The 21,040-nt window shown below is 73.8% G+C and carries 22 protein-coding genes and 1 pseudogene; 4 read left to right on the top strand and 19 right to left on the bottom strand.

The features are described from left to right. Window positions 1–30: 30 nt before the first annotated feature. Both BLQ67_RS10995 and BLQ67_RS10990 read left to right on the top strand, forming a co-directional pair. Window positions 31–1,452 carry an isochorismate synthase gene (locus BLQ67_RS10995; RefSeq protein WP_331711970.1) on the top strand — a complete coding sequence of 474 codons (1,422 nt, stop codon included), beginning with the start codon at window positions 31–33 and terminating at the stop codon, window positions 1,450–1,452. 9 nt (window positions 1,453–1,461) lie between these two features. Beyond that, window positions 1,462–1,860 carry an ACT domain-containing protein gene (locus tag BLQ67_RS10990; protein ID WP_092505033.1) on the top strand — a complete coding sequence of 133 codons (399 nt, stop codon included), beginning with the start codon at window positions 1,462–1,464 and terminating at the stop codon, window positions 1,858–1,860. 25 nt (window positions 1,861–1,885) lie between these two features. On the opposite strand, the gene BLQ67_RS10985 is transcribed toward BLQ67_RS10990, so the two are convergent. The 5 genes and pseudogenes from BLQ67_RS10985 to BLQ67_RS10965 form a co-directional block, all read right to left on the bottom strand. Beyond that, the gene (locus BLQ67_RS10985; protein WP_092505031.1) at window positions 1,886–2,560 is read right to left on the bottom strand and encodes a DUF6578 domain-containing protein; all 675 of its coding nucleotides are present in this window, start codon (window positions 2,558–2,560) and stop codon (window positions 1,886–1,888) included. Further along, window positions 2,557–2,817, bottom strand: a complete 261-nt coding sequence (locus BLQ67_RS10980; RefSeq protein WP_092505030.1) for a DUF1272 domain-containing protein — start codon at window positions 2,815–2,817, stop codon at window positions 2,557–2,559. The genes BLQ67_RS10985 and BLQ67_RS10980 overlap by 4 nt, the downstream gene beginning before the upstream one ends. A gap of 218 nt (window positions 2,818–3,035) precedes the next feature. Then, window positions 3,036–3,866 (bottom strand): annotated as a pseudogene (locus tag BLQ67_RS10975) (PPK2 family polyphosphate kinase); the annotation flags it as partial. A 30-nt stretch (window positions 3,867–3,896) separates the two neighbouring features. Further along, a complete protein-coding gene (gene menD / locus BLQ67_RS10970; protein WP_092505028.1) occupies window positions 3,897–5,513 on the bottom strand; it encodes a 2-succinyl-5-enolpyruvyl-6-hydroxy-3-cyclohexene-1-carboxylic-acid synthase in 1,617 nt (538 codons plus the stop codon). Beyond that, entirely contained in the window at window positions 5,506–5,958 is a 453-nt protein-coding gene (locus tag BLQ67_RS10965; protein ID WP_157674811.1) for a PLD nuclease N-terminal domain-containing protein, read from the bottom strand. The genes menD and BLQ67_RS10965 overlap by 8 nt, the downstream gene beginning before the upstream one ends. 67 nt (window positions 5,959–6,025) lie before the next feature. On the opposite strand from BLQ67_RS10965, the gene BLQ67_RS10960 reads away from it, so the two are divergent. Further along, complete coding sequence (locus tag BLQ67_RS10960; RefSeq protein ID WP_157674810.1) at window positions 6,026–6,427, top strand: DUF4229 domain-containing protein; 402 nt, start codon at window positions 6,026–6,028, stop codon at window positions 6,425–6,427. A gap of 18 nt (window positions 6,428–6,445) precedes the next feature. On the opposite strand, the gene BLQ67_RS10955 is transcribed toward BLQ67_RS10960, so the two are convergent. The 8 genes from BLQ67_RS10955 to BLQ67_RS10920 all read right to left on the bottom strand — a co-directional run bounded on the left by BLQ67_RS10955 (window position 6,446) and on the right by BLQ67_RS10920 (window position 13,765). After that, the gene (locus BLQ67_RS10955) at window positions 6,446–7,444 is read right to left on the bottom strand and encodes a 1,4-dihydroxy-2-naphthoate polyprenyltransferase (RefSeq protein WP_231945028.1); all 999 of its coding nucleotides are present in this window, start codon (window positions 7,442–7,444) and stop codon (window positions 6,446–6,448) included. Between the two features lie 286 nt (window positions 7,445–7,730). Continuing rightward, window positions 7,731–8,759 (bottom strand): AMP-binding protein, encoded by a 1,029-nt coding sequence (locus BLQ67_RS10950; RefSeq protein ID WP_092505024.1) that lies wholly within the window; start codon window positions 8,757–8,759, stop codon window positions 7,731–7,733. A gap of 13 nt (window positions 8,760–8,772) precedes the next feature. Beyond that, a complete protein-coding gene (locus BLQ67_RS10945; RefSeq protein WP_092505022.1) occupies window positions 8,773–9,678 on the bottom strand; it encodes a 1,4-dihydroxy-2-naphthoyl-CoA synthase in 906 nt (301 codons plus the stop codon). Window positions 9,679–9,748: 70 nt separating this feature from the next. Beyond that, the gene (locus BLQ67_RS10940) at window positions 9,749–10,849 is read right to left on the bottom strand and encodes a hypothetical protein (protein ID WP_092505020.1); all 1,101 of its coding nucleotides are present in this window, start codon (window positions 10,847–10,849) and stop codon (window positions 9,749–9,751) included. Further along, window positions 10,846–12,072, bottom strand: a complete 1,227-nt coding sequence (locus BLQ67_RS10935) for a nuclear transport factor 2 family protein (protein ID WP_092505018.1) — start codon at window positions 12,070–12,072, stop codon at window positions 10,846–10,848. Before BLQ67_RS10935 ends, BLQ67_RS10940 begins: the two co-directional genes overlap by 4 nt. Continuing rightward, a complete protein-coding gene (locus tag BLQ67_RS10930) occupies window positions 12,069–13,031 on the bottom strand; it encodes a hypothetical protein (protein ID WP_092505016.1) in 963 nt (320 codons plus the stop codon). Before BLQ67_RS10930 ends, BLQ67_RS10935 begins: the two co-directional genes overlap by 4 nt. Before the next feature lie 60 nt (window positions 13,032–13,091). After that, window positions 13,092–13,424: a hypothetical protein gene (locus tag BLQ67_RS10925; protein ID WP_092505014.1), complete on the bottom strand. Its 333-nt coding sequence runs from the start codon at window positions 13,422–13,424 to the stop codon at window positions 13,092–13,094. Beyond that, window positions 13,421–13,765, bottom strand: a complete 345-nt coding sequence (locus BLQ67_RS10920; protein ID WP_157674809.1) for a hypothetical protein — start codon at window positions 13,763–13,765, stop codon at window positions 13,421–13,423. The genes BLQ67_RS10925 and BLQ67_RS10920 overlap by 4 nt, the downstream gene beginning before the upstream one ends. 104 nt (window positions 13,766–13,869) lie before the next feature. On the opposite strand from BLQ67_RS10920, the gene BLQ67_RS10915 reads away from it, so the two are divergent. Further along, window positions 13,870–14,850, top strand: coding sequence for an o-succinylbenzoate synthase (locus tag BLQ67_RS10915; protein ID WP_092505010.1), 981 nt, complete (start codon window positions 13,870–13,872; stop codon window positions 14,848–14,850). 27 nt (window positions 14,851–14,877) lie between these two features. Here BLQ67_RS10915 and ccsB read toward each other — a convergent pair whose 3' ends face one another. The 6 genes from ccsB to BLQ67_RS10885 are packed head-to-tail and all read right to left on the bottom strand — an operon-like array spanning window position 14,878 to window position 20,866. After that, complete coding sequence (gene ccsB / locus BLQ67_RS10910) at window positions 14,878–15,816, bottom strand: c-type cytochrome biogenesis protein CcsB (protein WP_092505008.1); 939 nt, start codon at window positions 15,814–15,816, stop codon at window positions 14,878–14,880. A 54-nt stretch (window positions 15,817–15,870) separates the two neighbouring features. After that, the gene (locus BLQ67_RS10905) at window positions 15,871–16,602 is read right to left on the bottom strand and encodes a FadR/GntR family transcriptional regulator (protein WP_092505006.1); all 732 of its coding nucleotides are present in this window, start codon (window positions 16,600–16,602) and stop codon (window positions 15,871–15,873) included. Further along, window positions 16,602–17,390, bottom strand: a complete 789-nt coding sequence (locus tag BLQ67_RS10900; RefSeq protein WP_092505004.1) for a 3-oxoacyl-ACP reductase — start codon at window positions 17,388–17,390, stop codon at window positions 16,602–16,604. The genes BLQ67_RS10905 and BLQ67_RS10900 overlap by 1 nt, the downstream gene beginning before the upstream one ends. A 20-nt stretch (window positions 17,391–17,410) precedes the next feature. After that, entirely contained in the window at window positions 17,411–18,769 is a 1,359-nt protein-coding gene (locus tag BLQ67_RS10895; protein WP_092505002.1) for an aldehyde dehydrogenase family protein, read from the bottom strand. After that, window positions 18,766–19,497: a gamma-glutamyl-gamma-aminobutyrate hydrolase family protein gene (locus tag BLQ67_RS10890; protein WP_092505000.1), complete on the bottom strand. Its 732-nt coding sequence runs from the start codon at window positions 19,495–19,497 to the stop codon at window positions 18,766–18,768. Before BLQ67_RS10890 ends, BLQ67_RS10895 begins: the two co-directional genes overlap by 4 nt. Window positions 19,498–19,501: 4 nt before the next feature. Further along, on the bottom strand, window positions 19,502–20,866 hold the full coding sequence (locus BLQ67_RS10885) for a glutamine synthetase family protein (protein WP_092504998.1): 1,365 nt from the start codon (window positions 20,864–20,866) through the stop codon (window positions 19,502–19,504). Window positions 20,867–21,040 lie beyond the last annotated feature (174 nt).

Raw genomic sequence — 21,040 nt, 5'->3', positions numbered from 1 at the left:
GTCGTGCAGGCCCAGCGACGATTGCGCGTCGTGACGACGCGCGCCGCCCACGGTCGACTCATCGCCCACGCCGACGCGAGCGCGCCGCTCGCGTTCGTGCGCTCGGGCGACGGGCTCGTCGGTGTCGGCGAGGCGCTGCGCATCACGGTGTCCGGACCCGACAGGATCGCGGATGCCGCCGCGGCGTGGGATGCGCTCGTCGCAGCCGCCGAGGTGACCGACGAGGTCGACGCGCACGGCACGGGACTCGTGGCGTTCGGCACGTTCGCGTTCGCCGACGACTCGGCCGCCGAGTCGGTGCTCATCGTGCCGCGCATCGTGCTGGGCCGCCGCGGCGACGACGCGTGGACGACGCGCATCGCCGTCGACGACGAGCCGCTGCCCGAGCCGCAGCCGAAGCGCGAGGTCGACGACGTGCGCGTCGCCCTCGCCCCCGGCGCCATCGACCCCGAGCGGTACGCGACGATCGTCGGCTCGGCCGTCGCGGCCATCCGCGCGGGCGAGCTCGAGAAGGTCGTGCTCGCTCGCGACCTCGTGGGTGCGCTGCCCGCGGGCGCCGACCTGCGCTCGGCGCTGCTCGGCTTGCGCCGCCGCTACCCCGATGCCATCACGTACGCGGTCGACGGCCTGCTGGGCGCGAGCCCCGAGATGCTCGTCGCCGCCCGCGACGGCCGCACGTTCACGCGCGTGCTCGCAGGCACGGCCGCGCGCGGCGCGACGCCCGAGCTCGATGGCGAGGCCGCCGAGGCGCTCGCGGTGCATCCGAAGGACGTCGGCGAGCACCGCCTCGCGGCCGAGTCGGCGCTCGAGGCGCTGCGCCCGATCTCGCGCGACCTCGCGACGAGCGGCCCGTACCCGCTGCGGCTGCCGAACCTGTGGCATCTCGCGACCGACATCACGGGCACGCTCGAGGGCTCGGTGCTCGACGCGCTGGCCGCGCTGCATCCGACCGCCGCCGTGGCGGGCACGCCGCGCGACGTCGCGCTCGCGCGCATCGCCGAGCTCGAGGGCATCGACCGCGGCCGCTACGCCGGGCCGGTCGGCTGGCTGGATGCGTCGGGCGGCGGAGAGTGGGCGATCGCGCTGCGCGGCGCGCAGGTCGCGCCCGACGGCTCGATCCGCGCGTTCGCGGGCGCGGGCATCGTCGCCGACTCCGTGCCTGCCGACGAGCTCGCCGAGACGGCGATCAAGCTGCGCCCCATCGTCGACGCCTTCGGCGACCCGCTCCCCCGCGCCCGGTGCTGGAGTAGCCGCTCGCTCGTTGCGTTCTGCAGGCGATTCCGCCTCTCAAGGGAACATTCCCCCCAAGACCCGGAATCGCCTGCAATACGCAACCAATGCGGGATGGGTCGGTTGCGTTTCGCAGGCGATCAGGGGTGGCGGAGGGAAGATGCCCCTCCGACCCCCTCGATCGCCTGCAATGCGCAACGAGATGGGGCGGCGCGCGGCTAGGGTCGTCGGATGCCCGACGCCGCAGCCGCATCCATCACGCTCGCGATCGTGCCCCAGGTCGTCGAGGTGCTGCCGGGCGAGCTCGTCGTCGAGCACGACGCCGACCCCGCGGCGCACGTCGACGCCGAGGGGGTCGTCGCGATCGTGCGGGCGCCCGACGGCACGACGAGCATCCGCGCGGCCGTCGACGCCGACGTGGAGCGCTGGGTGGCGCTGTGGACCGGCGGCACGGCGCACGGGCTCGACGCCCCGGGCATGACGGCGTCGATCGCGGCGCCGCTCTCGGCGGCGGGCCTCGCCGTCTTCGTCGTCGGCACCGCGACGGCCGACCTCGTGCTCGTCGCCGCCGACGATCGCGAGCGCGCACTCGGCGTGCTCTCGGCTGCAGGGCACACGACCGCCGACTGACGCATGCGCCCGGTGCGCTCGCCGGTCAGGCGCGGTGCGACGGGTGGCGGCAGAAGGAGGCGGCGTCGGGCTCGTCGTACGACGCGACGAGCACGACCGTCTCGCCCTCGGCGAGCTCCGGGACCTCGTCGTGCAGCGGCACCCAGGGCTCGGGGTCGATGAGCGTCTCTGGCCAGCCGCTCGCGTCGGCGAAGGTGCTCGCCCCGTCGTCCGACGTGTCCATCTCGATCTCCGGGATCGGTTCCGCGTTCCACACCGATCGCTCGAGCGTCGGCACGATGGGCTGCACGTGCTCGTCGCGCAGCGTCACGACGAAGCCCGCGGCGTCGTGCGCGCGGCACATGCCCCACGACCGATCGTCGGTGGCTTCGATCGGCTCGGTCGTGGCCGAGCCCTCGACGGGCTCGTCGCCCATGGCGCCCGGGCGGTACGCCACCGTCACCGCCTCGACGCCGGCGACGACCCCGCGCGCAGACCACAGGGCTCCGTCGCCGCTGACCACGACGCCGTACGCATCGCGGAAGATGCCCGCTGCCCGGTGCGCGTCGACCGCGAGGTCGATCGTGCGACGACCGGCGAACAGCCGCTGCCCCTCCCACGGGGTCGGCAGGAAGGCGAGCCAGTCGACGTGGTCGCCGACCGCCACGTTCACGCCGTCGTCGCCGAGCTGCCACGTCGTGAGCCAGATGCTCCTGGTCACCCTGCGCCTCCCGCGAGCGCGAGCCGCTCGGCGCAGCCGGGTGCGACGACGCGCGTCGTCGACGGCGGGTTCGCGGCCAGCAGGCGCTCGGGGCGGATGGGCCGCCGCGCGAGGTCGCCGCCGCAGTTCGGGCAGACGTGCGCCATGCGCTCGGCGCACGACGCGCACCATGTGCACTCGAACGTGCAGATGAAGGCGAGGGATGCGGGCGGCAGGTCGACGTCGCAGCACTCGCAGCCGGGGCGCAGGTCGAGCATCAGCGCTTGCCCTTGCCCTTCGGCTTCGCCTTGGACTTCGGGGCTGCCTTGGCCTTCGACTCGGTCTTCGACGTGGACTTCGCCGTCGACTTCGACTTCGGCGCCGCCTTCGACTTCGACTTCGCATCCTTCGCCTTCGCGCGCTTCGCGCCCTTCGCGACCACCGGCGCAGCGAGCGCGGGCGACGCCGCGAGCGCCTCCTCGGGGATGCCGCCGAGCGCCACGAGCCGCTCACGCTCGGCATCGACGTCGTAGTCGGCGACGGGCCACTGCGGGTCGATGGCCTCGAGCGCCTCGATGAGCAGCTCCTGCACGGCGAGGCGCGCGAACCACTTGCGATCCGCCGGCACGACGTGCCACGGCGCCGCGACGCGCGCCGTGCGGTCGATCGCGATCGTGTACGCCTGCTGGTACTCGGCCCACATCGTGCGCTCGTCGACGTCGCCCGGGTTGTACTTCCAGTGCTTGTCGGGCCGGTCGAGGCGCTCGAGCAGCCTGGCGCCCTGCTCGCCGTACGAGATGTGCGGCATGACCTTCACGAGGTGCACGCCCTGGTCGGCCAGCTGCCGCTCGAAGTCGACGATGCGGCCGTAGCGCTGCTCGATGACCTCGGGCTTCGACAGCCCGCGCACGCGATGGATGAGCACGTCCTCGTAGTGCGAGCGGTCGAAGACGCCGATCTGGCCGGGCTGCGGCAGCGCGCGCTCGATGCGCCACAGGAAGTCGTGGCGACGCTCGGCGGGCGTCGGCCGCTTGAACGACGTGATGCGCACGCCCTGCGGGTCGACGGCGCCGACGACGTGCCGCACCAGCCCGCCCTTGCCCGCGGTGTCCATGCCCTGCAGCAGCAGGAGCACGCTGCGGCCGTCGCCTGCCGACGCCGATGCGTGCAGCCGCTCCTGCAGCTCGGCGAGGTGCTCGGCGCGCTCGGCGAGCAGCGCCTCCCCCGCGGCCTTGTCGCCCGTGAAGCCGGGCGTCGAGCGCGGGTCGATCTCGGCGAGGCGCACGCCTCGGCGGGCGTGCCGGACTGCTGCGGGGATGTCGCTCATGGCCAGAGCATAGTGACGCGCCCCGAGCGATCAGTCGGCTGCGAGCCGCACCTCGACGATGCACGTCGCGGCTCCCGTGAGCGCCCGTTCGAGGCTCGCGCGGTCCTCGACCAGCACGTGCTGCCAGCCGTAGGCGGCGGCGAGGGCTGCGAGGTCGACGTGCTGCGGCGTGCGCTGCACGCGGGCGAAGTCGGCGGGCTCGGCGGTCGCGGCGACCTCGAGGTCGTCGAAGATCGTGCCGCCACCGTCGTTGCCGACGACGAGCTGCAGCCGCGGCCGCGGCTCGTCGGCAGGCACGTGCAGGCCGCCGACGTCGTGCAGCAGCGTGAGGTCGCCCATGAGCGCCCGCGTGACGCCGCGACCGCCGGCGCGGTCGTGGGCGAGCGCGACGCCGATCGCCGTCGAGACCGTGCCGTCGATGCCTGCGAGGCCGCGGTTGGCGTGCACCGTGAGGGGCTTGCCGCCCACGGTGCCGTCGAGCACGCGGATGAGGCGGGATGCGCCGAGCACGAGCCGATCGTGCGGCCACGTGTGCTCCCACACGGCCTTCGCGAGCATCGCGCGCGTGACGGGGCGGCGCGCATCCTCGAGCACGGCGCGCGCGTAGCGCTCGCGCGACAGGTCGGCGCCCGGGATGCCCTCGGCGCCGGCGTCGAGGATGCGGCGCGACGTGTGCACCCAGCGGCCGACCCACGCTCGCGCCCAGTCGCCCGGCGCGCCCTCGGCCACGAGGTCGCCCTCGACGACGGTGCCGCGCACGTTCTCGAGGCCGCGGCGTCCGGCGACGAGCACCTCGACGTCGTCGCGGCGGACGAGCCTGGTGACGATGCGCGTGAGCGTCGGGTGCCCGACCACCACGACGCGGCGCACCTCGTCGGCGAGCTCGGTCGCGGCGACGTCGGGCACGACGAGGTTCGGGCCGAAGCGGGCGTTCGACGACGGCTCGGCGATGAGCGGGGCGCCGAGCGCGATCGCGAGCTCGGAGGCGGCGGGGCCGGCGTCGGCCCCCGCGACGACGACGGTGCCGGGCTCGGGCGACACCGGGAACGTCGGCCGCGGTGCGACGACGACGGGCTCGACGGCTGCGTGCGCGTGCACCGCTCCGCCCGAGAGCGGGTCGCGGAACGCCACGTTCAGCTGCACCGGGCCGGGCTCGCGGGTGCCGTCGGCGCCGAGCGCCTCCCGCACCGCGCGCACCGCATCCGCCTCGGGCGTCGCATCCGCGGCGGCGAGCGCCTCGACGACCGCACGCGCCGCATGGGCGTAGATGCCGGGCTGCGTCGTCGTCTGGTTCGAGCGGATGCCGAGCAGCTCCGGCGGTCGGTCGGCCGTGATCGCGATGAGCGGCACGTCGGCGTGGTGCGCCTCGAGCATCGCGGGGTGCAGCTCGGCGACGGCCGTGCCGCTCGTCACGACGACCGCGACGGGCGCGTGCGTCTCGCGGGCGAGGCCCACGGCGAGGAACCCGGCCGAGCGCTCGTCGATGCGCACGTGCAGCGTCAGCCGCTCCTCGCGCGCGAGGCGCGCAGCAGCGAGGGCGAGCGCCTGCGAGCGCGAGCCCGGGCACACGACGACGTCGTGCACGCCCGCGTCGGCGAGGGCGGCGAGCAGGCGGTCGGCGTAGGCGGCGGCCGCCGCGTCAGCCACGGCGCGAGTCGTCGTCGCGGTCGTCCGCGGGCAGCGTGTGGTCGGCGGTCTCGGCCGTCTCGTCGTCGGCGGACTCCGTCGGCTCCTCGGCGGCGGGCTCGTCGCGGCGAGCCTGATCGGCCTGCGCCTCGTCGTCGAGCGCGGCGAGCTGCTGCTCGAGCTCGGCGATGCGGCGATCCGACTCGTCGGCGCTCACCCACGTGCCCAACTGCGTGCGGAACTCCGTCGAGTCCTCCGGCCCCTCGGGCGGCGCGGCCGAGCGGGGCGCCTTGCCCCAGAACAGCCAGCCCAGCGGGCCGACGACGGGCACGAGCACGATGAGCACGGCCCACAGCACACGATTGAGCCTGCGGATGCGACGGTCGTCGGTGATCGTGAGGTCGACGATCGCGTACACCGCCATCGCGACGGCCAGGATGCCGCCGATGATGAGGTAGCGCGCCATGCCGCACACTGTACGCGCCGCGGCTATGCGGATGCTGCCGGTTCCGCCGCGCGCGTACGCTGGATGCGTGCGTGCCATCGTCTCCTACGTCCTGCTGCGCGCTGCGCTGTTCATCGCGCCGTTCGCGATCCTCGTCGCAGCGCAGGTCGAGTGGTACGTCGCCCTCGTCATCTCGCTGCTGTTCGCGTTCGCAGCGAGCGCCGTGTTCCTGCGCAGGCAGAAGGCCGCGGTGAGCGCCGAGATCGCGCGGATGCGCGGCGAGCGCGGCCACCGCGACGACGAGGACGTCGAGGACGAGGCGGTCGACGCCGTGCGCGCGACCGAGACCGACGACGAGTCGATCGACGCGGGCGCCGACGCCGAGGACGACGCCGAGGATGGCACCGTCGCGACGACGACGACCGATCCCGACCTCGTCACCGACGAGGATGCATCCGCCGCCGAGCGCGACGACCGCACCGACCGCTGACGCGCGGCCGACGCGGGGTCAGAACGCGAAGCCCGTGATGCCGCCCCACAGCGCGACCGCCGTGCCGAGGCCGTAGAGCAACGTCGTGAGCGACGTGAGGCCCAGCGCCGTCACGTAGTCGCGCGTCGTGCGGGCCATCGCGACGATGACGACGGCCGGCACGGCCACCACGAGCACGAGCAGCACGAACGGGCCGTACGCGAGCGCGAGCGAGTAGATCGCGAGGATGCCGAACGGCACGAGCATGAGGATGCCGTACAGCACCTTCGACGCGATGCGGCCGATGAGCGTCGGCACCGTGCGCTTGCCTGCGGCGCGGTCGGAGTCGACGTCGCGCAGGTTGTTCACGAGCATGAGGGCCGCGGCGAAGCAGCCCATGGCGGCGCCGAGCACGAGGGAGTCCTCGGTCCAGCGGCCGAGCGTCGCGAAGACGGTGCCGTTGACGGCGATCATGCCGAAGACGAGGAAGGCGACGAGCTCGCCGAGCCCGTAGTAGCCGTAGGGGCGCGGGCCGCCCGTGTAGAGCCAGGCGAGCGCGACGCACACGGCGCCGACGAGCAGCAGCCACCACTGCTGCGACACGACCGCGAGCGCGACGCCGGATGCGGCGCCGAGGCCGAGCAGCACGATCGCGACGGTACGCACCCGCTTGGGGTCGACGGCGGTCGACGACGTGATGCGGCGCGGACCCTTGCGGTCGGCGTCGGTGCCGCGGATGCCGTCGGAGTAGTCGTTGGCGACGTTGACGCCCATCTGCAGGAAGACCGCGACGGCGAGCGCGAGCAGCGCGATCGCGAGGTGGTATCCCTGGGCGGCGAACGCGGCGCCGACGCCGACGGCGACGGGCGCGATCGCCATCGACAGCGTGCGGGGCCGCGTCGCGGCGACCCAGTCGCCGAAGGTCGGCGGGCGCTTCGCGGCGCGCACCGTCGTGCCGCGCCTGGCGGGGTTGCCCGAGCGCGCGCGAGCGCGCTCGTCCTGCTTGCGTCCGCCGGGTGCTGCGCTCGTCTTCGCCACGCATCGAGCGTACCGGCGGCACCCGTACACCCCGCTCGGGTCGGCCGCGCTCCCACCAGCTGGTCGAGGAGCGCGCGAGCCCTTGGGCGAGCACGCGTCACGAGACCACGCGACCGCCGCTCCTGCCCAGCCATGCGCATGGTCGCGTCGAGCGGGCACCTCGCGTGGTCTCGTGACGGCTGCAGCCTTCGGCTGCGGCCTCCTCGACCAGCTGCGTGGCCGGCTCGTCGAGCACCTCGAGCGGCACCCGCGCACGCGCAAGTTCGCAGCGACCCGCGCGCGCGGGTCAGCGGGGCGGGCGGGGCGCCGACGGGGTCGAGCGCCACCACGAGGTGCGGCGCTGGCGCATGCGGCTCGCGACGAGGCGCGAGAGGCGCTTGCGGTCGGGCTTGCCCGTGTGGGTCGTGGGGATCACCGACACCGTCACGACGTGGTTGGGGCGCGCTGGCTTGCCGAGCGCGTGCTGCACCGCCTGGCGGATCTCGGCGAGGTCGGGGCGCAGCGTCGTCACGACGACGGGCACCTCGCCCCACTCGGCGTCGGGGCCGGCGACGACGACGGCGTCGGGCGCGAAGACCTGCACGACGTGCTCGACGGCCGCGAGCGACACGTTGACGCCGCCCGACACGATGACGTCGTCGATGCGGCCCGAGACCTGCAGCTGGCCGCCGACGAGCGAGCCGGCGTCGCCCGTGCGGAACCAGCGCGTGCCGCTCGCATCCTGCACGAACCGTCGCGCCGTGAGCTCCTCGTCGGAGTAGCCGTCGGCGAGGTGCGGCCCCGAGATCTCGATCTGGTCGGTGAGCCGCACCTTCGTGAGCCCCAGCGGCCGCCCGTCCCACACGCAGCCGCCGCACGTCTCGGTCATGCCGTACGTGCGCGTGACCTTCCACCCCAGCCGCGCGGCGCGCTCGATGAGGCCGATCGGCGCGCGCTGACCGCCGAGCAGGATGCGGTCGAGCCGGCGGATGGGGCCGGCGAACGAGCGGTCGAGCTGCGCGGCGTCGACGAGGCGCGCGAGCTGCGTCGGCACGAGCGACGTGTAGCGGCGCTCGTGCTCGAGCGACTCGACGGCCGTGACGAACGCCTCGGCTGTGAACGAGCCCTCGGTGCGCACGAGCGGCGCCCCCGACGGCGCGTTGCGCCACACGACGTTGCGGCCGGCGATGAACGAGTCGGGCAGCGACAGCACCCACTGGCCCGCGCCGCCGAGCGCCTCGTTGGCGGCGTCGGTCGACGCGGCGATCGCGGCATCCGACAGCAGCACCTGCTTGGGCACGCCCGAGGTGCCGCTCGTCGCGACGATCTCGGGCATCAGCGTGCGCCCATCAGTAGGCCCAGGGGAACGGCGACCAGTCGGGGTCGCGCTTCTCGAGGAAGGCGTCGCGGCCCTCGACCGCCTCGTCGGTGCCGTACGCGAGGCGCGTGGCCTCGCCCGCGAACAGCTGCTGGCCCACGAGCCCGTCGTCGGGCGCGTTGAACGCGTACTTCAGCATGCGGATGGCCGTGGGGCTCTTGCCGAGGATCTCGCGCGCCCACTCGATCGCGGTCGTCTCGAGCTCGGCGTGCGGCACGGATGCGTTGATCGCGCCCGCGGCGAGCGCGCGGTCGGCGGAGTACTCGCGGGCGAGGAAGAACACCTCGCGCGCGAACTTCTGCCCCGTCTGCCGTGCCATGTACGCGGAGCCGTAGCCGGCGTCGAACGAGCCGACGTCGGCGTCGGTCTGCTTGAAGCGCGCGTGCTCGGTGCTCGCGATCGTGAGGTCGCACACGACGTGCAGCGAGTGCCCGCCGCCGGCAGCCCATCCGGGCACGACGGCGATGACGACCTTCGGCATGAAGCGGATGAGGCGCTGCACCTCGAGGATGTGCAGCCTGCCCGCGCGGGCGGGGTCGATCGTGGCGGCGGAGTCGCCCTCGGCGTAGCGGTAGCCGTCGCGGCCGCGGATGCGCTGGTCGCCGCCGGAGCAGAACGCCCAGCCGCCGTCCTTCGGGCTCGGCCCGTTGCCCGTGAGCAGCACGACGCCGACCTTCGAGTCGAGGTGCGCGGCCGAGAGGGCGCGGTGCAGCTCGTCGACCGTGGAGGGCCGGAAGGCGTTGCGCACCTCTGGCCGATCGAAGGCGATGCGAGCGATGCGGCCGTCGTGCGAGCGGTGCGAGGTGATGTCCGAGAAGCCCTCGGACTCGGGCGAGACGACCCACGCGCTCGGGTCGAAGAGCTCGGAGACGGTCACCCGCCCAGCCTACGCCGCAGGGGTGTCACGGCTCGCCGAGGCAGCGCTCCGAACGATCTCCGAGCGGCGCTCAGATCGATGGCACCGCGGGCACGACCGTGTACGACTGCAGGTCCTCGTCGAACACGGCGCGCACGTCGATGCCCCACTGGTCGGGCGCGCCGCCGATGCGCCGCACGACGATGCCGACGACGAGCTCGAGGCTGCCGCTCGACGACGAGTACCCGTCGGTGAGCGGCTCGAAGCGCTCGCCGGGGCCGAGCGGCGCGACGGTCGGGCAGCCGGCCGCTGCGGTCTCGGAGCACGCGGCGACGTAGTCGACGGCGGCGATCGTCATCTCGTCGAGCATCTCGGGCCCCGGCGAGACGCCACCGAACCAGAGGAATCCGTCGGCGAGCACCCCGAGTGCCGAGTCGCCCGTCTCGAGCCGCGGCGACGTGGTGATGTCGAGGTCGTAGGCGCCCGGGTAGAGCCAGATGGGATCGCGGAACAGGTCGAAGCCGTCGGGCACGAGGGCACCGCCGATGGTCTCGACGTCGGCGAGGCCGACGAAGAGCGGCGATGCGACGGCGAGCCCCGTCTCGACGCGCCAGCCGCCGTCGCGCACGAGCCGCATGCGCATGGTCGAGCCGGAGCCGAACGTCGGGATCGCGACGGTGCACGACACGGTCGCGACGTCGTCGCCCACCGACGGCTCCGCGCACTCGAACGCCGGGGCCCCGGTGGTGGTCGCGACGTCGACGAGCGACGTGTCGGCGTAGGCCGGGTCGGGCGGAGCCATGCGCGACGCCGTCTCGAGGTCGCCCGCTTCGATCGCGCCCACGTACTCGGCGACGACGCGGTCCAGCTCAGCGAGCGAGCCAGCCTCCGACTGGCGCTGGATGGCGGGCACCGCGACGAACGCCGCCGCCACGAGCGCCGCCCCTGCGACGAACGTGACGACCGGGTTGCGCACGAGCGTGAGGATGCGGCGCCTGCCAGGAGAGGCCGGGGCCGACTGCGGCGCCGGCTCGGATGCGGGCGCGAACGGCACGTCCGAGCCCGCCTGGCCTCGCTCGACGCCGAGGGCCGCCCGCGCCGCCGCCTCCCGAGCGTCGTCCTCGGCCTGCGCCCGCTGCCGCGCGACGTCGTCCTCCGACGGCATCGCGAAGTCGGGCATCCCCTCGGTCACCCGTACATCTCCGTGACGCCGGTGACCTCGAGCTCGTACGACGTCCAGGTCTCGTCGAAGTGCACGAGCACCTCGACGTTCGGCGCGGCGGCCTCGCCCGAGCCGGCGATGCGCACGGGGATGCCGAACGTCAGGGCGTCGTGCGGGTACCCCGGCTGCGAGAAGCTGGCCGAGAGTCCCCGCCCCTCGGGCGGCGGCACGATGCCGCACCGGGTGGCGGCATCCTCGTCGACGACGCAGCCCTCCGCGAAGGCGAGCGCGGCCGCCTCGACGTCGTCCATGACGGCCTCGGAGACCTGCGGCATGACGTTGAGGTAGCCGCCGCCGTCGGCGACGACGAGCCCGCCGTAGTCGGTGAGGTCGATGAGGTCGGAGGTGCGCGTCTCGGTGTCGTAGCCACCGGGCAGCAGCCAGTAGGCTTCCTCGTCGGGATCGAGCAGGCCCGCCATCGGCACGCCCGACACCGATACGAGCTCGAACAGCGCCGGTGCGACGTACGAGCGCTGCAGGAGGCTCGATCCGAGTCGCCAGCTGCCGTCGACCCGCTCGATCCGCAGCGGGGTGACCATGCCGCCCGAGCCGTAGCCCATGACCTCGAGGCTGCAGCGGGCCGTCGCCACGTCGCCGGCGCGGTCGAGCGTGGGCGCTCCGCAGGCCACCGTGGGCGGGCTCGTCGGCGCGACCCCGGCCTCGATGAGTGCCAGCGATCCCATCCCCTCGTCAGGGCGGAAGGCGGCGACCGCCGCCTCGGCATCGCCCTGGTTGAGCGCCGCCACGTAGTCGTCGACGACGCGCTCGAGCTCGGCCATCGTGCCGCGCTCGGTCCAGGCCGTGATCGCCGGCGCGGCCAGGAAGCCCGCGGCGACGACGGAGGCGCCGGTCGCGAACGCGACGATCGGGTTGCGCACGATCGTCAGCACGCGGCGGCGCACGGCCGAGGGCACGCGCACCGGTCGGTCGGCGCGACGGGAGTGGATGCGGGTGCTCGGGTCGGGCGGGGGCAGCGCGGCAGCACCCTGCTCCCCCGACGCATCGTCGGCCTCGTCGGCTCCCGCCGCATCGGCGAGCACCGCCTCGTCGAGCGGCTCCTGCTCGAGCCCGAGCGCATCGCGCAGCCCTGAGGTGGGATCGGCGGCGCGGGCGCGCGAGATCGCCTCGGCGCGGCGCTCGGCGGCGAGGTCCTCGTCGGAGGGCATCGTGAAGTCGGGCATGCGCTCGGTCATGGCGCCGCCACCGGGCTGGCGGGCGTCACCGTGAGCGACTGCAGGTCGTCGGCGAGCACGACGTCGAAGTCGACGAAGCTGGCGGTGATGGGCCCCATGGCCTCGGCGTTCGCGCTCGGTGCCTCGGTCGTGATGGTGGCCGTCATCGTGCCGGAGTGCGATGCGAGATCGAGGTCCCATTCGAGGCTCGGCGGCACGCCGGTGTCGGCACCGAGCACCGAGCACGCGTCGCCGCAGGCCGCGCGATGCTGGGCGACGAACGCCTCGACCGCCGTGTAGGCCACGCTCGAGCCCTCCATCGTCGGCCACGCCAGCGCGAACACGTCGACGCGCTCGCCCGGCACGACGACGAACGGGTTGCTGCGGAGGTCGACGACGCCGATCGTCACCGGCTCGAGGCTGTAGCGGCCCGGCAGCAGCCACGCGCGGCCCGCCAGCGCCTCGTCGCCGAGCGCGAGCGCCAGCCCGTGCGGCACCTGCGCGATGCCGAGCAGCCCCTCGGCGATGCGCCACTCGCCGCCGCGATGCACCAGCTCGACGATGGATGCGCCATCGTCGGGCCCGATCGTGTGGTGCACGCGCACGATGGCGCGCGTGCCCTGCAGCGCGAGCAGCTCGACGTCGTCGACCGCGAAGGGCGCCGCGGGCGTCAGTAGGTCGTCGCGCAGCAGCGCATCCGACGCCTGGGTCGCATCGGGCGACTGCGCCGCGACGACCGCATCCACGTCGCCCACCGTGACGTCGGCGGCGTAGCGCTCGACGACGGCGACGGCATCGCGGCCGCGCTGCTGGTCGACGAGCGCCGGCACGCCCACGATCGCGAGCGCAGCGAGCACCGCGGCGACGACGCCGATGCCCAGGATGCGCCGCGCACGGGGCCCGCGAGGCAGGCGCAGCCATCGGCCGCGACGCTCGGACGCCGCCTCGGGCATCTCGAAGTCGGGCATCGGCGCGGACATGCGCCGAGCATGCCAGACGTCCCCCGACGCCTCCTGGACGGCGCCGCGCGCCGCCGGGCGTCAGAAGATGGCGAGCGAGCGCCAGGCGAAGGCGCTCGCGACGAGGAAGAGGATGAGCGTCGCGCCGCCGAGCGACGCCCCGAGCGCCCCCGTGCGCCGCCCCTCGGGCGAGGCGGCCGCGAGCAGCCCGCATCCGACGCCCAGCACGCCGAGCACCGTCACGGTCACGAGCACCGCGATGACGCCGGGGCGCTCGCCCGCGACGGGCGCGAAGAGGTGCGTCACCTGCTGCAGGAACGAGACGACCTGCCCGACGACCCCGATGGGCACGAGCACGAGCGAGAGGCGGCCGAGGCCGCGGGCACGTGCTCGGATCGCGTCGGCGAGCCTCACGCGCCGCTCAGCGCGAGGATCACGACGAGCGGGATGAGCGGGTTCGTGAGCACGAGCAGCGCGAGCGAGCCGACGCCGAGGGCCGTGTTGAGCCGGCCGCGGCGCACGATGGCGCTCACGGCGCAGCCGACGGTGGCGAGGGTGAGGATGCCCCAGAACGGCAGGCCCGTGATGAACAGGTTCGCGAGGCCCGCGAACAGCATGCCCATCGTCACGAGGAAGATGACGCCGCCGATGGCCGCGAGCCCCGCGGCGATCCACCCGAAGACCGTGTTGCGCTTGAGCTGCTGCCCCGGCGCGAGTCGCGTCTCGGTGACCCAGGGCATCTCGGTCGTCGTCATGCGCACCAGCATGCCGTACGCGAGCGCCTCGCACCTGAGGCCGAGCCGCGAACCCGCGGAGCGATCGATGGTGCGGAGGCGGCCCGTCGGCCAGGATGGGCGTGATGCTCCCGCCCATCGACGCGCTGCTCGACGCGCTCCATGTCGTGCACCTGCCGCTCGCCACCCGCTTCCGCGGCGTCGAGCACCGAGAGGCCGCCCTCGTGCGCGGCCCCGAGGGCTGGGGCGAGTGGAGCCCCTTCCTCGAGTACGAGCCCGACGAGGCGTCGACGTGGCTCGCCGCCGCGATCGAGGATGCGTGGATGCCGCGGCCGCCCGCGCTGCGCGACCGCATCCCCGTCAACGCCACGCTGCCCGCCGTCGCGCCCGCGTCGGTCGCGGGGGTGCTCGCCCGCTACGACGGCTGCCGCACCGTGAAGGTGAAGGTCGCCGAGCGCGGCCAGACGCTCGCCGACGACGTCGCGCGCGTGCGCGAGGTGCGCACGCTGCTGCCCGATGCGCGCATCCGCGTCGACGCGAACGGCGGGTGGAACGTCGACGAGGCCGAGACCGCCATCCGCGCGCTCGAGCGCCTCGACCTCGAGTACGCCGAGCAGCCGTGCGCGACCGTGCCCGAGCTCGCCGAGCTGCGGTCGCGCGTGCACCGCATGGGCGTGCCGATCGCGGCCGACGAGTCGGTGCGCAAGGCCTCCGACCCCCTCGCGGTCGTCGCGGCGGGCGCCGCCGACGTGCTCGTCGTGAAGGCGCAGCCGCTCGGCGGCGTGCGCCGAGCGCTCGCGATCGTCGCCGAGGCGGGGCTGCCCGCCGTGGTGTCGAGCGCGCTCGACACGTCGGTGGGGCTGTCGCAGGGCGCGGCGCTCGCCGCGGCGCTGCCCGAGCTGCCGTACGACTGCGGCCTCGGCACGGGTGCGCTGCTCGAGCAGGACGTCGCCGGCCCGCTGCTGCCGGTCGACGGCAGCATCCCCGTGGGCCGCGTCGAGGTCGACGAGCACCGCCTCGCGTGGCACGCCGCATCGGCCGAGCGCACCGCGTGGTGGCGGCGCAGGCTCGAGGCGTCGTACGCCGTGCTCGCCGAGCAGGCCTGAGCCCCGGCCGGGGTCAGGCCGCGCGGGTCACTGGGGCAGACCCGAGTACGTGTGCAGGCCCTTGAAGTAGACGTTCACGATCGTGAAGTTGAAGAGGATCGCCGCGAAGCCGATGAGCTGCAGCCACGCGGATCTCGTGCCGCGCCAGCCGCGCGTCGCCCGGGCGTGGATGTAGCCGGCGTAGACGACCCAGATGACGAACGTCCACACCTCCTTGGTGTCCCAGCCCCAGTAGCGGCCCCACGCGTGCTCGGCCCAGATGGCGCCGGCGATGAGCGTGAACGTCCAGAAGATGAAGCCCATCACCGAGACGCGGTACGAGAGGTCCTCGAGCGCGCTCGCACCCGGCAGGCGGTCGACGTACGCGAGCCCCGACGCCTTCGAGCGGATGAGCTGCAGGATGCTGAGCCCCGAGCCGAGCGCGAAGAAGCCCGTGCCGAGCGCGGCGACGAACACGTGGATGACGAGCCAGTACGACTGCAGCGCCGGCGGCAGCGGCGTGGGCGACACGTAGAAGTTGACGGTCGCGACGCCGAGGAACACCGTCGCGAGGCCCGTGATGTAGACGCCGAGGAAGCGCAGGTCGCGCCACAGCTGCGCGAAGACGAAGATGCCGACGATGATGCCGATCGACGTGAGCGCGAACTCGTACATGTTGGCCCACGGCACGCGCTCGGCGGCGATGCCGCGCATGACGGTGCCCGCGACGTGCAGCACCCACGCGAGCACCGTGAGCGCGAAGCCCACCTTCGCGAGGTTGCGGCGGCCGCCCTTCGCGACCGTCGCCGGTGCGACCGTCGTCGTGGTCGAGCCTCCGCCGGCGGCGACGAGCTCGCGCTCGCGCACCTCCGCGGGGTCGCGGCGGCGTGCGACGTCGAAGGCGAACGCGATGAACGCGATCGCGTAGACCGCCATCGACGAGTAGACGGCGAGCAGGGAGTACGAGTCCCACGAGACGTCGGGCATGCCCGTGATCCTACGCCGTCGACCTATCCCCGACCTCGGCCCGATCGCGGGCGCTCAGCCGAGGAAGCCGCGCAGCAGCACGGCCGAGCCCGCGAGGTGCTCGCGCATCGCCTCCTCGGCGGCCGCGGGGTCGCCGGCGAGGATCGCGTCGACGACCGCGCGGTGCTGCTCGTCGCTGTGCTCGATGTTGCGCGTGAGCTGCGGGATGGCGTCGAGCAGCGCGTTGACGCGCATGCGGTTCTCGGCGACGAGCGTCACGAGCGACGGCACGCCCGACAGCTCCGCGATCGCGAGGTGCAGCCGCGAGTCGAGGCGCCGGTAGTCGTCGGCGCTCGCCGCCGCCGACTCTCGCGCGTGCGTCGTGAGCGCCGCCCGCTCGGCGGCCGAGAGCGCACGCGCTGCCGCGAGCCGCGCGGCGCCCGGCTCGAGCACGTCGCGCACGCCGAAGACGTCGTCGAGCTCGGCGACGTCGACCGTGCCGTCGAGCGCCGTCGGGGCCGGCAGCTGCGACGCCACGAAGGTGCCGCCGTAGCGGCCGCGGCGCGCGTGCACGTAGCCCGCCTCCGTCAGCGCGCGGATCGCCTCGCGCACGGTGTCCCTGCTGACGGCGAAGCGCGTCGCGAGCTCGCGCTCGGGCGGCAGCGACGCTCCCGGCTCGACGATGCCGAGCCGGATCTGCTGCAGCAGCCTGCCGACGGTCTCCTCGAACGCGTTGACGGCGCGCACGGGCCCCAGCAGCGCGTCGTCGATGAGCGACGACGGCGGCTCGTGCGCGCCCGCATCCATCAGAGCGGCGTGACGTAGGCGCCGGTGATGCCGCCGTCGACGACGAAGCTCGAGGCGGTGATGAACGACGCGTCGTCGCTCGCGAGGAACGCGACGGCGGCCGCGAGCTCCTCGGGCTCGGCGAAGCGTCCCTTCGGCACGTGCACGAGGCGGCGCTGCGCCCGCTCGGGGTCGCTCGCGAACAGCTCCTGCAGCAGCGGCGTGTTCACCGGCCCCGGGCACAGGGCGTTGACGCGGATGCCCTGGCGCGCGAACTGCACGCCGAGCTCGCGCGTCATCGCCAGCACGCCGCCCTTCGACGCCGTGTACGAGATCTGGCTCGTCGCCGAGCCGAGCAGCGCGACGAACGACGCCGTGTTGATGATCGAGCCCGACTGCTGCCTCGTCATGTGCCGCAGCGCGGCGCGCGAGCACAGGTAGACGCTCTTGAGGTTGACGTCCTGCACGCGCTCCCACGCGGGCAGCTCGGTCGTCTCGATCGAGTCGTCGTCGTCGGGCGAGATGCCGGCGTTGTTGAAGGCGATGTCCACGGACCCGAAGCGGCGCGCGGTCTCGTCGAACAGGTCGTCGACCTGGGCCTGGTCGGTCACGTCGACGCGGATGAATGCGCCGCCCACCTCGGCCGCCGCCGCCTCGCCCGCCTCGACGGACATGTCGGCGATGACGACGGTCGCGCCCTCGGCCGCGAAGCGGCGCGCGGTGGCGAGGCCGATGCCGCTCGCGCCGCCGGTGATGATGGCGACCTTGCCCGCGAGGCGCTGGGTGAGGTCGATGGGGGTGATGGCCATGTCGTGGGGTCCTTCTGGGGTCATTCGGTGGCGAAGAAGACGTTCTTGGTCTCGGTGAACGCGCGCGCCGCATCCGGTCCGAGCTCGCGGCCGATGCCGCTGCGCTTCACGCCGCCGAAGGGCGTCGCGTAGCGCACGGCCGAGTTCGAGTTCACCGACAGGTTGCCGGCCTGCACGCCGCGGGCGACGCGGATGCCGCGGCCGAGGTCGCGCGTCCAGATCGACGCGGCGAGGCCGTAGTCGCTGTCGTTCGCCATCGCGATGGCGTCGGCCTCGTCGTCGAACGGCAGCACGCTCACGACGGGGCCGAAGATCTCCTCGCGCGCGAGACGGTCGTCGGCGGATGCGGGCAGCAGCACGGTGGGCGGGCACCAGAAGCCCTTGCCCGTGGGGGCGTCGCCGCGGAACGCGACGTCGGCGCCGTCGAGGAAGCCCTGCACGCGCTCGAGGTGCGCGCGCGACACGAGCGGCCCCATGACGGTCGCCTCGTCGCGCGGGTCGCCGACGGTGACGGCGCGCACGGCGGGCTCGAGCAGCTCGAGGAAGCGGTCGAGCACGCTGCGCTGCACGAGCAGGCGGCTGCGGGCGCAGCAGTCCTGGCCCGAGTTGTCGAACACCGCGCCGGGTGCCGAGGCGGCGGCGAGCTCGAGGTCGGCGTCGGCGAACACGACGTTGGCGCTCTTGCCGCCGAGCTCGAGCGTGACGGGCTTCACCTGCTGCGCCGCGCCCGCCATGACGCGCGCGCCCGTGGCCGTCGACCCGGTGAACACGATCTTGCGCACGTCGGGATGCGTCACGAGGCGCTCGCCCACGACGTCGCCCGCGCCGGGCAGCACCTGCAGCAGCCCCTCGGGCAGCCCGGCCTCGAGCGCGAGCTCGGCGATGCGCAGCGCGGTGAGCGGCGTCCACTCGGCAGGCTTCACGACGACGGCGTTGCCGGCCGCGAGCGCGGGCGCGAAGCCCCACGCCGCGATCGTCATGGGGAAGTTCCACGGCACGATGACGCCGACGACGCCGTACGGCTCGAGGAACGTCACGTCCATGCCGCCCGCGACGGGGATCTGGTCGCCGATGAGCCGCTCGGGCGCCGCGGCGAAGTAGTCGAGCACGTCGCGCACGTGCCCCGCCTCCCAGCGGGCGTTGCCGACGGGATGCCCCGAGTTGCGCACCTCGAGCTGCGCGAGCTCCTCGACGTGCGCGTCGACGACCGCTGCGAAGCGACGCAGCGCACGGGCGCGGTCGACGGGCGCGAGACGAGACCAGCCCTCCTGCGCCCGCACGGCGCGCGCGACGGCCGCATCCGTGTCGGCGACCGTCGCCATCGGCACCTCGCCGATCACCGACTCGTCGGTGGGGTCGATCAGGGTCAGCGCCGTCATGCGAGCGCCTCCATGTGCACGCGGGCGGCGTCGACGAGGCTCGCGAACAGGCGGCGGTCGTGCGCGTCCTCCTCGGGATGCCACTGCACGGCGACGCCGTACGGCACGCCCTCGAGCTCGACGGCCTGGATGACGCCGTCGTCGCCGCGCGCCGTGACCGTGAGGCCCTCGGCGACGCGGTCGAGCGCCTGGTGGTGGTAGCTCTGCACCATGACGCGGCCCTCGTCGCCGAGGATGCGCGACAGGCGCGAGCCCGCATGCACGTCGACGGGGTTCTCGGCGAACACGCCGCCGCCGAGGTTGTAGCGGTCGGAGCCGATGACGTCGGGCAGGTGCTGCACGAGCGAGCCGCCGAGCGACACGTTGAGCAGCTGCATGCCGCGGCAGATGCCGAGGAACGGCAGGTCGCGCGCGATCGCCGACTGCAGCAGCGCGTCCTCCCACGCGTCGCGGTCGAGCCGCGGCTCGTCGGTCGTCGGATGCGGCGCGGCGCCGTAGCGTGCCGGGTCGACGTCCTTGCCGCCCGTGACGACGAGGCCGTCGAGCCCGTCGAGCACGCGGGCGATCGTCTCGGGGTCGGCCTCCTGCGGCGGCAGCAGCACGGCGACGCCGCCCGCCTCCGTCACGCCCTTGAGGTAGACCTCGGGCAGGAAGGCGGCGCGCACGTCCCACACGCCGCTCACGGCCTGCTCGAGGTACGTCGTCACGCCGATGATGGGCTTGGTCACGCGTTCAGAGCCTCTCGAATCCGCGGAATCGCTCCCAGTCGGTCACGGCGGCGTCGAAGGCCGCCAGCTCGACGCGGGCGTAGTTCAGGTAGTGGTCGACGACGTCGTCGCCGAAGGCCTCGCGCGCCAGCGCCGAGCCCGCGAAGAGCTCGGCGGACTCGCGCAACGTGGTCGGCACGCGCGGCGCATCCGAGCCGTACGCGTTGCCCACGAAGACGTCGTCGAGCGTCAGCTCGTGCTCGATGCCGTGCAGGCCGCCTGCGATGATCGCCGCGACCGCGAGGTACGGGTTCACGTCGCCGCCCGGCACGCGGTTCTCGACGCGCAGCGAGTGGCCGTGGCCGACGACGCGCAGCGCGCACGTGCGGTTGTCGAGGCCCCACGCGATCGCCGTCGGCGCGAAGCTGCCCTCGACGTAGCGCTTGTACGAGTTGACGTTGGGGGCGCTGAAGAGCGTCAGCTCGCGCATCGTCGCGAGCAGGCCTGCGATCCAGTGCTCCATGAGCGGCGAGAAGCCGTGCTCGCCGTCGCCCGCCATCACGGCCTCGCCATCGACACCGCGCACCGAGAGGTGGATGTGGCACGAGTTGCCCTCGCGCTCGTCGAACTTCGCCATGAAGGTGAGCGCCTTGCCGTGCGCGTCGGCGATCTCCTTGGCACCGTTCTTGTAGATCGTGTGGTTGTCGCACGTCTCGAGCGCCTCGGCGTAGTGGAACGCGATCTCCTGCTGGCCGAGGTTGCACTCGCCCTTCACGCCCTCGCAGTACATGCCCGCGCCATCCATGCCGCGGCGGATGTCGCGCAGCAGCGGCTCCATGCGGCTCGAGGCGAGCAGCGCGTAGTCGATGTTGTAGTCGGTCGCGGGCGTGAGGCCGCGGTAGCCGCTGCGCCACGCGTCGCGGTAGCCGTCGTCGAAGACCATGAACTCGAGCTCGGTGCCGACGAACGCCGTGAGGCCGCGCTCGGCGAGGCGGTCGAGCTGCCGCTTGAGGATGGCGCGCGGGCTCGGGGCGACGTCGCCGCCCGCGACGCGCTGCAGGTCGGCCATGACCATCGCGGTGCCCGGCAGCCACGGCAGGCGCCGCAGGGTGGCGAGGTCGGGCTGCAGCACCATGTCGCCGTAGCCGCTCTCCCAGCTCGAGATCGCGTAGCCGTCGACGGTGTTCATCTCGACGTCGACCGCGAGCAGGTAGTTGCACGCCTCGGCGCCGTGGTCCGCGACCTCCTCGGCGAACAGGCGCGCGCTCACGCGCTTGCCCACGAGCCTGCCCTGCATGTCGGCGAAGGCGACGATCACGGTGTCGACCTCGTCGGCCGCGACGAGCGCTGCCAGCTCGTCGGTCGTCAGCATGCCTGTGCGTGCACCCATCGTCCACTCCCGTCTCGACGGCGAACCCGACCATGAGCGCGACTGCCGTGGCGTCGCGCTGCAGGCACCGTAACAGGGAGTTCACACGCAAAGGTAGACACGCCAGTCCTTTAGGAGCATGCTCATCGCCAAGGCGCCCGGTCTCCCGCCGGCACGCCTCCTCCCATCCCGGTC

The sequence above is a fragment of the Agrococcus jejuensis genome (assembly GCF_900099705.1).
GTDB lineage: Bacteria > Actinomycetota > Actinomycetes > Actinomycetales > Microbacteriaceae > Agrococcus > Agrococcus jejuensis.
The sequence above is the reverse complement of the archived record's forward strand: the minus strand, read 5'-3'. Positions and strand labels throughout refer to the sequence as shown.

Excerpts from the sequence above, each read along its gene's own strand:
- BLQ67_RS10990 (WP_092505033.1), top strand. The coding sequence starts at position 1,462 with ATGCCCGACGCCGCAGCCGCATCCATCACGCTCGCGATCGTGCCCCAG.
- BLQ67_RS10980 (WP_092505030.1), bottom strand. The coding sequence starts at position 2,817 with ATGCTCGACCTGCGCCCCGGCTGCGAGTGCTGCGACGTCGACCTGCCG.
- BLQ67_RS10965 (WP_157674811.1), bottom strand. The coding sequence starts at position 5,958 with ATGGCGCGCTACCTCATCATCGGCGGCATCCTGGCCGTCGCGATGGCG.
- BLQ67_RS10950 (WP_092505024.1), bottom strand. The coding sequence starts at position 8,759 with ATGCCCGAGATCGTCGCGACGAGCGGCACCTCGGGCGTGCCCAAGCAG.
- BLQ67_RS10935 (WP_092505018.1), bottom strand. The coding sequence starts at position 12,072 with ATGACCGAGCGCATGCCCGACTTCACGATGCCCTCCGACGAGGACCTC.
- BLQ67_RS10930 (WP_092505016.1), bottom strand. The coding sequence starts at position 13,031 with ATGTCCGCGCCGATGCCCGACTTCGAGATGCCCGAGGCGGCGTCCGAG.
- BLQ67_RS10920 (WP_157674809.1), bottom strand. The coding sequence starts at position 13,765 with ATGACGACGACCGAGATGCCCTGGGTCACCGAGACGCGACTCGCGCCG.
- BLQ67_RS10915 (WP_092505010.1), top strand. The coding sequence starts at position 13,870 with ATGCTCCCGCCCATCGACGCGCTGCTCGACGCGCTCCATGTCGTGCAC.
- ccsB (WP_092505008.1), bottom strand. The coding sequence starts at position 15,816 with ATGCCCGACGTCTCGTGGGACTCGTACTCCCTGCTCGCCGTCTACTCG.
- BLQ67_RS10905 (WP_092505006.1), bottom strand. The coding sequence starts at position 16,602 with ATGGATGCGGGCGCGCACGAGCCGCCGTCGTCGCTCATCGACGACGCG.
- BLQ67_RS10900 (WP_092505004.1), bottom strand. The coding sequence starts at position 17,390 with ATGGCCATCACCCCCATCGACCTCACCCAGCGCCTCGCGGGCAAGGTC.
- BLQ67_RS10895 (WP_092505002.1), bottom strand. The coding sequence starts at position 18,769 with ATGACGGCGCTGACCCTGATCGACCCCACCGACGAGTCGGTGATCGGC.
- BLQ67_RS10885 (WP_092504998.1), bottom strand. The coding sequence starts at position 20,866 with ATGGGTGCACGCACAGGCATGCTGACGACCGACGAGCTGGCAGCGCTC.